Below are 10,618 nucleotides of genomic sequence, written 5' to 3'. Positions count from 1 at the left end.
AGTTGTTCCGGTTACTTCAACCTCTAAGGGTTTTACTTCTACAAAAAACGGGCATGCCGGATTTTTCTTCACTTTAAAATAAGCCTCTCCTTCCAAATATACCCTTCTCTCTTTTTCCCGGAAAACTACCGGAAAGGTAAGTTTCGACTCGGCATTCAGCAATACTTCCGAACCATCGGCCAACACCAATACATACTCTCCACCTCTGGGCACTTGCAGGGTATGGTATTCACTCAACTGTACGCTATCCGTAACACTCCGGTAAGATAAAGCCCCCTCTCCGACATGCGGAGCCTCTTGCCGTTTGCTTAAATTCATTCGGGCTACTTCATCCTTCAAATCGATCTCAGTCCCATCTCCCAGGGTCAATATGGCATGTCGTTTCGCACCGGGAAGATTTTCACCTGTCACAATTCCCTGTTGACCGGAAAATACCCCGCTAGCCGGATCATAAAATAATCCGCTTCCTATTCCTATCAATAATAATACAACAGCAGCATAACTCCACTTTTTTATCCGTGACACCCGCCGGTACCCCGCCAACCGTCCGTTCAAACGTTCCCAGTTTTGTACATGCTCTTCCTCGTTTTTGATAAAACGCCGGAAGTTATTCTCCCAATACTCTTGTTTGCTTAACCGGATATAAATTTCCTCATGTCTCGGTGAAAGATTCCGCCATTCGGTTAGTTCCTGTTCCTGCTTATCATCGGCGATTCCCTGAAAATGAAGGAAAATGAGCCGGGCTATATATTCTTCTGGGGTCTGTAACATTTCTTTGCTTTTATAACTAAAGCGAACAAGCCCTACTTTGGTGTAATCAAAAAGTTATATTTTTTTATTTTTTTTCTTAAGGAAAGCAAAACCACAGCCACAAGAAATTCAACATCAACCCTATAACATTTAAGACAAATTTAATATATTATTCTTTTAATATCCTTTTAAGACGTTCAGCTTGAAATTTTTCACAATTTTCTATATTTATACAGGCACTTATATACAATTTACACTTATAAATGTCGGATAAAGTAGTTATGGTACGGAAACCAGTAGCAAAGAAAGGCTTACAACACCGGATCAGCTCCCGAACAATGTTTATTTTGAAGAAGTAGCCCGGCAACTCCAGTTATCGGGGCATGAATTAACCCATTTATTGTGGGAGAAATACAATCCTTCCGGGATATGGGTGGTTATACTGGCAACAGGCCTCTGTTCAAGTCTATTTCTCTGGATTTACGATAAATTTACAACCCGGAAAATTCAGGCCCGGTTATGACGTTCGGTCAGCAGTTGCGGCAAATGCTTTTGTAAAGCCGGCATATTCGGGTAGATCAAGTCGGCCCCGGCCTCTTGCAATTGTTTTTCAGGAATAGGCCCTGTATTCACGGCAATAGTGAAAACTCCAGCCGCCACACCGGCTTTTACCCCCAAAGGTGCATTTTCTACGATGAAAGCTTCGCCGGGCATAGCATGTGCTTTTTCCAGGCCTTTCAGGTAAGGTTCCGGATGGGGTTTACCATGCCCGACATCAAAAGCGGTTACCAAAGCCGAAGCATCGATAAAACCGGCATATTCTTCGGTCAACCGTTTCAACAACGATTGTTGGCCGGAACCGGTAACGACAACGGGCAATAAACCGTGCTCCCGGACAATCTTCAAAACCTCTTTGGCCCCCGGCATAGGCCTAGCCTCGGGCAGCTCATTAAAGTATTTACTTTTTAAGGTATACAGTTCTTCAATCTCCTGCTTAGTCGCTTGCCGATGATAGGTCCGCTCAAAAATCAAATTAATCGTCCATTCGGCCGTAGCTCCCTCATATTGATAAAATTCATCTCTTTCACAAGGGATCTCCCGGGAAGACAAAGCTCTATACCAAGCTAACGTATGATTCTTCATCGAATCGAATAATACGCCGTCCATATCGAAGAGTACTGCTTTCAACGGATGTCCTTTTTTTATCTCGACCATAATGATAGTATTAAAACACAATTCAATAGCAAAACGAAAAACAAACGAATTCGTTCGTCAGCCCAGTATAAACAAACGGGAAAGTTTATAAAACAGTCACACAAGATTAGAATATTTTATTCTGTTACCCCCTAATCCTTTCGCCTTTCTTAAAGCCAATGCAACTCTTTCAATCGTATTCCCCGCTCCCATCCACCGACCAGGTAATGGATTCAACCGACGGCAGGAACCTTATCGTCAGTCATAATTATCAATTAGCAAACAAAAATATAAAAAGGTGAGAGCAAAACAACCAACTTACTTGATTGTTTTTGCCAAACCGTATCCTATATACCAATATAGGAAAAGCATCTAATCTCATTTCATAAAAAATAAGACAGTGATATACAATATTTATACTTATAAACGTAGAATTATTCCGGTACTTGTTCGTCTCCGGTGTTCGTGTTCGGGGACCCGGTCGCTTCTGTCGGTCGTCTAGCCCTTTCTTTCACTGACCGGCGGAACTCCTCGCAAGCTCGTCAGACACCACCGGTCGGGCGTTCAGAAAAAGCAAGACGACACTCGACAGAGCTCCAATGGTCCCCGAACACGAACACCTTCGACTGACGTTATCACTGAATTGTAGATCAGTCTTGATTTAAAAAAGATCATTCTCCCTGGAAATAAGCCGGACCGTCCGGCTTCCTATTACTGTAAATTTCCGCTTGTATTTTCTTTGCCGGTTAGCTCTGTCGTGAGATGAAGGATTTTGTGCCGGAAGACCATTGGAGCGGGAACGAGGGTCCGGTTAGGTTTTCCGAACGCCCGACCGGTGGTGTCTGACGAGCTTGCGAGGAGTTCCGCCGGTCAGTGAAGGAAAGCCTTACCGGACCGGTCCTAGCGAACCGGTCTGATGGTATAAAAACCGGAATCGGAATAGAAAGAAAAAATAAACCTACTATAAATCGGGACATTGCTGCAAAATGGATTGCATAATGACAGCTGCAGCCTCGGCATCGGCCAGGGCATGGTGATGATTTTTCAGGTCATATCCGCAAAAGGAAGAAACGGTATGCAACTGATAGTTTTCCAGTCCTTTAAATAATTTCCGGGAAAGGCGGTAGGTACAGTAAAAGGAGTAACCGGGATAATCCATTTCGTAAAGCCGAAAGACAGCTTTCAGGCATCCCTCGTCGAACATGCTATTGTGAGCCACCAAAGGTATCCCTTCAATCATCGGAGCAATTTCCCGCCATACCGTAGGAAAAGCCAGAGCTTCCTCGGTATCCTCCCGACTCAAACCGTGAATAGCTGTATTACGCCGGGAATAAAAATTCGGTGCAGGATGAATCAGACTGTAAAACCGGTCTTCGATCACCCCCCGGTTCATCACGACGATCCCCACCGAACAAACACTGGTCTGCTGCCAATTGGCTGTCTCGAAATCTATTGCAGCAAATTTCTCCATTTTTACTTCAGCATTTATTTAGACAAAAATACATCATTAAAGCTTAAGATTTTCAAAACCCAGGCAACTGCATGACTACTGTGGGTATCAGTAACAGAAAACCCAGGACGACAAACAACAGGAGGATTTTGGCAAACCATTTTACCCACACCTCATAGGGAATGCGGGCGATTCCCAAAGCACCGATCAATACGGCGGAGGTGGGCGTGATCATATTGGTAAATCCATCACCGAACTGGAAAGCCATCACTGTAGCTTGCCGGGAAATACCGATGACATCCGAGAAGGGAGCCATAATCGGCATCGTCAAAGCAGCTTTGGCCGATCCCGAAGGGATAATGATATTGATCAGCGTCTGAATTACATACATCGCACCAACCGAAGCCACTCTTCCGGCCTCGTTCATCAGAGAAGCCAAGGCATGTAATATAGGATCGATAATACGCCCGTCCTGCAAAATCTGGATGATACCTCCGGCCAGCCCGACCACAATAGCCGCCGATAAGATATCTTTGGCTCCTTCGAGAAACAATTTGATGATGCCGTCGGCATCTTTGCCCGCAGCATACCCCGACAACACTCCCATCGCCAGGAAAATCGCCGAGATTTCGGGCAGGTACCAACCATGCCCCATCACTCCGATCACCAGAAAGATGACCGTAAAAGCCAGGATAGAAAGGATGAAAAAATGAAAAGATTTCCGTAACCCCAACCATCCGAACAAAGCGAACAAAACCGTACCGACCGGCACAGCATAAAAAGTGACCGAAGCATTCCCCAAACTAAAAGTAGTAGCCGGATAAACGACAGCAAAAATAATCAGAGACACGACAATCAATCCATACACGACATAAGAAGCCACCGGGACCGTATAAGCAACCTCTTCGCCACTTTCGCTACGGCGATTCCGCCAATATTCGTCGGCCCGATACATCGGGGAAAGGGTCGGATGGCGTTTCACCCGGGCAGCATAGATCAACACACAGGCAACTAAAATCACGGTAAGCAAAAACCAGCAAAACAAGCGGTATTCAAAACCGGAAAACAAAGGTAAGTCGGAAAGTCCCTGAGCGATACCGATGGTAAACGGATTCAGAATCGCTCCGGCAAATCCTACGTGGGCCGCAACATAGACCATACACAATCCGGTAATCGAATCATACCCCATCGAAATAGCCAAAGGTACAATGATAATCACAAAAGCCAGCGTTTCTTCGCTCATACCGAAAACAGCCCCGAACATACTGAACAAGAAGATAATCATAGCGATCACCAGGTTGTTCACCCCGATCCGCTTCATAAAACGATGCCGTTCCAATCCCTGTGTAAAACGCAAAAAAGAAAAAATCCCTACATCGATCGCCCGGCTATTGTTCATAATCTGAAAAGCCCCGCCGATAATCAGTAAAAAGGCTATGATTCCGGCCTGCTTCTCAAATCCTTGCAACAAAGAAGAAAATACCTGCCAGGTCTGTGGTGCCGATTCCACCGCATGATAAGAATTGTCGACAATCACCGTCCGGGTTGTTCCATTGACCTCGACGGTATGGCGACTATACTCTCCTGCCGGGATAATCCAGGACAAAACGGCACAAATCAGAATAATTGAAAAAATAATCGTATAAGTATGAGGAATCTTTTTCAGCATAGCACATTAAATAGTTAAACTTTTCCGACACACGTACGGTGAGGAACAAAGGTATATATATTTTTTTATCGGTCTATGTTTTATTCTACACATCGTGGAAAAAATCGGTTAGACGATTAACAATCCGGGGAACAGTTTTTGTCGTACAACAAATTATTGCGAAATTTGCAATTCCAGAGACATCCTGGGCATAGGCACTTTCGTCCGACAAAAAACGAGTTAGAAATGTATACAGCAATCAGAAAAATCATTGAAGCAGCCTGGGAGAACCGGGAATTATTGAAGAAAGAAGAGACCCGGTCGGCTATCGATCAGGTAATCGGGTTACTGGACAAAGGGAAATTGCGCACGGCTACTCCAACCGACGAAGGTTGGCAAGTGAACGAATGGGTAAAAAAAGCGGTTATCTTATATTTTCCAACCCAACCCATGTCGACCATGACCACGGGACCATTCGAGTATCACGATAAGATCCGGCTCAAACAAGATTATGCAGAATTAGGAGTACGGGTAGTTCCTCCGGCTGCCGCCCGCTATGGAGCCTATGTCGCCCCGGGAGTGGTGATGATGCCTTCCTATGTCAATATCGGTGCTTATGTCGATTCGGGAACGATGGTAGATACCTGGGCGACTGTCGGTTCGTGTGCTCAGATCGGGAAAAATGTACATCTTAGCGGAGGAGTCGGGATCGGAGGAGTATTGGAACCGGTACAAGCAGCACCGGTAATTATCGAGGACAACTGCTTCATCGGTTCGCGTTGTATTATTGTGGAAGGTGCCCATCTGGAAAAAGAAGTCGTACTGGGTGCGAATACGGTAATCACCGCCTCGACCAGGATCATCGATGTCACGGGAAATGAACCGGTAACATACCAGGGTTATGTGCCGGCCCGGTCCGTCGTGATCCCCGGTTCACGAAAAAAGCAATTTCCTGCCGGCGAATACGAAGTGCCCTGTGCTCTGATCATCGGCAAAAGAAAAGCATCGACCGACCTGAAAACCTCGTTGAACAGTGCATTACGGGAATTCGACGTGCCGGTGTAAAAGATATTAAAACCAAATTCAGATTATAAGATTAGAAATATATGGAGAAAATTAAAGCAGCCGTTATCGGATACGGCAATATCGGGAGATATGTAGTAGAAGCACTCCAGGTTGCTCCCGATTTCGAGATCGTGGGTATTGTACGCCGGAATGCCGCCGAGGTTCCGGAAGAACTGCACAACTACAAAGTAGTAAGCCGTCTGCAGGATTTGGAAGGGGTTCAGGTAGCTATTTTATGTACCCCGACCCGCAGTGTGGAACACTATGCAACCGAAGCCCTCCGGCTAGGTATCAATACGGTAGACAGTTTCGACATACACACTCAAACTGTCGACTTACACCGCACTTTGGGAGAGGTAGCCCGTAAACATCAGGCTGTTTCCATTATGTCGGCCGGTTGGGACCCGGGAACAGATTCTGTAATACGTGCACTATTGGAAGCCTGTGCTCCGAAAGGTTTGACTTATACAAACTTCGGCCCCGGCATGAGTATGGGCCATACGGTAGCCGTCAAAGCGATCGAGGGAGTAAAGGCCGCCCTGTCTATGACTATCCCCACGGGAACCGGGATTCACCGCAGAATGGTATATATCGAACTTCAGGAAGGATATCTCTTCGGTGAAGTTGCACAGCAGATCAAAAACGATCCTTATTTCATAAATGATGAGACCCATGTCTTGCAGGTTGAAAAAGTAGACGACTTACTGGATATGGGCCATGGCGTCAACCTTACCCGGAAAGGCGTGTCGGGAAAAACACAAAACCAATGGTTCGAGTTTAACATGCGGATCAATAATCCGGCCCTGACCGCTCAAATTATGGTATCTTCAGCCCGGGCTTCGATGCGGCAACAACCCGGATGTTATACGCTGATCGAGATCCCGATGGCCGACCTGTTATATGGCGAACGGGAAGAACTCATCGGCCATCTGGTCTAAACCGGAATGTCTAATGATTTATGATTTACGATTTTTCTCTGCCATATAAAGTGTGCAAGGTTATCATCGTAAATCATAAAACAAAAAGCCAAAAGGTGATTAAGGTAAAGAAAAACTTCGTATTTTCGCCCTTTGAAATCTATATTATATGAACGATAAACTCAAAGAGGAAATCCGGAAAACGCTGGGAATCCTGAAAAACGGAGGTGTAATTCTTTATCCGACCGATACGATCTGGGGATTGGGTTGTGACGCCACTAATCCGGAAGCTGTCAAACGGATTTATGACATCAAAAAACGGGCCGACAACAAATCGATGCTTGTATTGTTGGACGATGCAGGGAAAATAGCTTCCTATGCCGACGTCCCGGATATAGCCCTCGATTTGATCGAAGTGGCCGACAAACCGACAACTATCATCTATCCGGGTGCTAAACGTTTGGCACCCAATCTGATCGCAGAAGACGGTACGATCGGTATCCGGATTACGCGGGAAGAATTTACCCGATCTTTAATTTTCCGTTATAATAAACCCATCGTTTCGACTTCGGCCAATATCAGCGGCGAACCCTCCCCTCATTTTTTCGGGGAAATCAGTGAGGAGATCAAAAATGCAGTAGACTATATCGTAGATTATCGCCGCAACGATCATAACCCGGCAGCTCCCTCGAGTATTATCAAACTGGGAATGGGCGGGGAGATTCAAATTATCCGGAAATAATCTTTAGCTCTTGACTTTAAACATTCGACTTTAATTATGGCTTTGATTTTAAATATAGATACCTCTACTTCTGTCTGCTCGGTAGCCTTAGCCCGGGACGGAAAAATGATTGCCTTGAAAGAAAATAACGAGGGATTGAACCACTCGGTTTTATTAGGCACCTACATCGACGAAATCCTAAAAGACAATCACATGGATGCCCATTGTCTGGATGCCGTTGCGATCAGTATGGGCCCGGGGTCGTATACCGGATTACGCATCGGAGTATCTATGGCGAAAGGAGTATGTTTCGGAGCAGGTAAACCTCTGATCGCCGTACCGACCTTACAAGCACTGGCCTTATCGGTATCGGAACGGATACGGGAAGAAGCGCTGTATTGCCCGATGATCGACGCCCGCCGGATGGAAGTCTATACCGCTTTTTTCGACCGTAACAACCAAAAGGTCATCGATACCAAAGCAGAAATCGTCGACGAAAATTCGTTTGCCGATTTATTGGCCGGACATAAAATTTATTTTTTCGGAAATGGCAGCGACAAAGTCAGGATGCTCCTTACCGCTCCTAATGCTCATTTCATGGGACAAGTAGAAACCTCTGCCCAGCACATGATCCCCCTTGCAGAGGAGCTGTTCGGCCGGCAAGAATTTGTCGATGTCGCCTACTTCGAACCGTTTTATCTCAAAGATTTTATTGCCACGACTCCGAAGAAAAAAGTGATTTGATCCAATTTTCGCCGGCATATCGGGTTTTGAATTTTTCGATTATATTTTTTATAAAAAATAGGAGATCATCTGTTAAAAGTTAACTTTGCAAATTCGATTTACGATATACCGTAAATTGCAATTTTAATTTTCAAAAAACAGAATGATGAAAACAAAACTTTTTACCCTGGTATTTGCAGTCCTTGCTTTAGGGGCTTGTAAAAAAGAGATTAAGCTGGATGTTAAACAAATCCATCTGACCGACAAGACCGGACAATGGGACATCAAAATCGACCGTCCTGCTTTCTCGACTACAGATGCTGAAACTGAAAAAAGCTGTGTCAAATTCAACGACGAGGTCAACGGGCTGATCAACGGTATTCATGCAGCCTTTATCGAACAAGCTAAAGAGAACATTGCCCGTTTAGATTCTGCAGGTTTCAAGCAAGTAGCTCCCTACGAACTGATCATTGAAGATTCGGTGTTCCTGGCAGACCAAAATTACATCAGTGTCCGGGTATTATCGTACGAAATGCTGGGAGGAGCCCATGGGATGACCAATTTTTATGCTATAAATTACGATGTGAAGACACAGAAATTCTTAACCAATAAAGATATCCTCAACCTGGACAAAGCAGCAGATATCAATGCCCTTTTAAAGGCTAATCTGAAAGATCCGGACAAATGCTTCACTTTCGAAGCTCCGACAGTGGATAATGTCACCTGCATCAACCTTACCCTCCACACGGTCGATTTTACTTATGCCCAATATATCCTCGGTCCTTACTCTTGTGGCCACACCATCATTTCCATTCCCAAAGAAAAGATGAAGGATATGCTGGTAATCAAATAATGGTCCGACCGGTTGAAATGGATAAAACAGTAACAACGGATAAAGCGGTTATTACCGTTGTTACTGTTTTAAATTTATTTTATATAATCCCGGTGGAATACGGGTAAATTCAGGTATTTATACAATGCATTCGAAAGTACAGGTGACGGAAAGAAAGGTTCACCGGCCATCAGTTCGAATGCCTTTTTATAATCTCCTTTCCGGGCATATGCCACAGACAGATACAATAAATTTTCTTTCGAAGGTATAGTTTTCAATGCCTGATAGGCCATATCGACGACCTGGTCAGCCAGTTCCATACCGACTTGTTCTTCCTGAAAGAAACCGGCAATAATCAACGTATAAAAAAATTGACCGGCCAGATAAGGATGTTTTTCCTTATATTTTCCGATCAGTTTCATCGCTTCCGGAATACCTTTTTGAAAATCTTTTTCAAACAAAGTATATTCCATATTCAATATTTCGAGATACATCCCGGCCAAAGGCAGGTTCAGTTCTTTCAAAAACCGAAGATAAGCCTGATACGCCTCCGGTTCTTCGCGCTGAACGATTCCACAACGTACTACCATCCGATACATATTGATCCAGAAATCATATCCCTTTTCGTATTTTTGATAAATTTCTGCCTTATTCAACAAAGTACGAAAAGCCAGATTGTCTTCCGCTCTCTGCATAAAACGTTTTAAAAAACGGTAATTTTCTTCTGTTTCCAATAGTTCGGACGATAAACCTTCCAAATATTCCCACATCATCGGTTCAACCCGATCGGGTTCCACTTTACTCAATACCCCCAACACATAATCACGGATCAGGTCAGGAGTACGTTCTCCGCTTTCCCAGCGTCGACGTCCTTCGTCCAACTGCTTATTCAAGTCCGATTGTGCGGCAGCAGCAGCCAACTTCAAAAACTCCTGAGGTTCGGCATATCCGACATGCATATCCCAAATTTCACCTTCGCCGTTCAGCCAAAAAAAAGCAGGAAAAGCTGTCGCCTTAAAATGCTGAAAAAAGGGATGCTCCTTATCTTTTTCTGCATCCAGTTTCAGACAAACAAAATGCGTATTGAAATAATCACCGACCCCGGCCTGGGTGAAAACCTCCCTGGCCATCTTTTTACAAGGTCCACACCAGGAAGTATACACATCTACAAAAATTCCCTTATTCTCGGATCGGGCTTTTTTCCAGGCTTCCTCGTAGCTACCGTGAAAAAAATCGATTCCCTGTGCTGAAGCAATTATACTCCAACTCATAGTAACCACCAATAAAAATAATTTACTCATAAATAAATCGTTATTAC

Annotated in this window: 10 protein-coding genes; 5 read left to right on the top strand and 5 right to left on the bottom strand. The window is 44.6% G+C overall.

Translation table 11 applies throughout. The features are described from left to right. From WS34_RS13000 to WS34_RS12985, 4 genes are all read right to left on the bottom strand, one after another. Positions 1 to 771: FecR family protein (locus WS34_RS13000; protein WP_286693780.1), on the bottom strand; the 771-nt coding region annotated here is incomplete at its 3' end. Positions 772 to 1,257: 486 nt separating this feature from the next. After that, positions 1,258 to 1,965 carry an inorganic diphosphatase gene (locus WS34_RS12995; RefSeq protein ID WP_046402543.1) on the bottom strand — a complete coding sequence of 236 codons (708 nt, stop codon included), beginning with the start codon at positions 1,963 to 1,965 and terminating at the stop codon, positions 1,258 to 1,260. A 940-nt stretch (positions 1,966 to 2,905) separates the two neighbouring features. After that, on the bottom strand, positions 2,906 to 3,415 hold the full coding sequence (locus WS34_RS12990) for a 3'-5' exonuclease (RefSeq protein ID WP_013611780.1): 510 nt from the start codon (positions 3,413 to 3,415) through the stop codon (positions 2,906 to 2,908). 52 nt (positions 3,416 to 3,467) lie between these two features. Then, positions 3,468 to 5,063, bottom strand: a complete 1,596-nt coding sequence (locus tag WS34_RS12985; protein ID WP_046405279.1) for a YfcC family protein — start codon at positions 5,061 to 5,063, stop codon at positions 3,468 to 3,470. 225 nt (positions 5,064 to 5,288) lie between these two features. On the opposite strand from WS34_RS12985, the gene WS34_RS12980 reads away from it, so the two are divergent. From WS34_RS12980 to WS34_RS12960, 5 genes are all read left to right on the top strand, one after another. Beyond that, entirely contained in the window at positions 5,289 to 6,107 is an 819-nt protein-coding gene (locus WS34_RS12980) for a 2,3,4,5-tetrahydropyridine-2,6-dicarboxylate N-succinyltransferase (RefSeq protein WP_046402538.1), read from the top strand. Positions 6,108 to 6,148: 41 nt separating this feature from the next. Beyond that, entirely contained in the window at positions 6,149 to 7,045 is an 897-nt protein-coding gene (locus WS34_RS12975; RefSeq protein WP_022161310.1) for a diaminopimelate dehydrogenase, read from the top strand. Between the two features lie 148 nt (positions 7,046 to 7,193). Further along, a complete protein-coding gene (locus tag WS34_RS12970; RefSeq protein WP_022161311.1) occupies positions 7,194 to 7,766 on the top strand; it encodes an L-threonylcarbamoyladenylate synthase in 573 nt (190 codons plus the stop codon). A gap of 36 nt (positions 7,767 to 7,802) precedes the next feature. Further along, positions 7,803 to 8,489, top strand: coding sequence for a tRNA (adenosine(37)-N6)-threonylcarbamoyltransferase complex dimerization subunit type 1 TsaB (tsaB, locus tag WS34_RS12965; protein WP_022161312.1), 687 nt, complete (start codon positions 7,803 to 7,805; stop codon positions 8,487 to 8,489). 142 nt (positions 8,490 to 8,631) lie between these two features. Continuing rightward, positions 8,632 to 9,321, top strand: coding sequence for a DUF4163 domain-containing protein (locus WS34_RS12960; RefSeq protein WP_087383173.1), 690 nt, complete (start codon positions 8,632 to 8,634; stop codon positions 9,319 to 9,321). Between the two features lie 74 nt (positions 9,322 to 9,395). On the opposite strand, the gene WS34_RS15710 is transcribed toward WS34_RS12960, so the two are convergent. Then, positions 9,396 to 10,601, bottom strand: a complete 1,206-nt coding sequence (locus WS34_RS15710) for a thioredoxin family protein (protein ID WP_502685466.1) — start codon at positions 10,599 to 10,601, stop codon at positions 9,396 to 9,398. Positions 10,602 to 10,618 lie beyond the last annotated feature (17 nt).

This window comes from Odoribacter sp. N15.MGS-14, from assembly GCF_000980245.1.
GTDB lineage: Bacteria > Bacteroidota > Bacteroidia > Bacteroidales > Marinifilaceae > Odoribacter > Odoribacter splanchnicus.
This window is presented reverse-complemented; position numbering and strand designations above follow the sequence as displayed.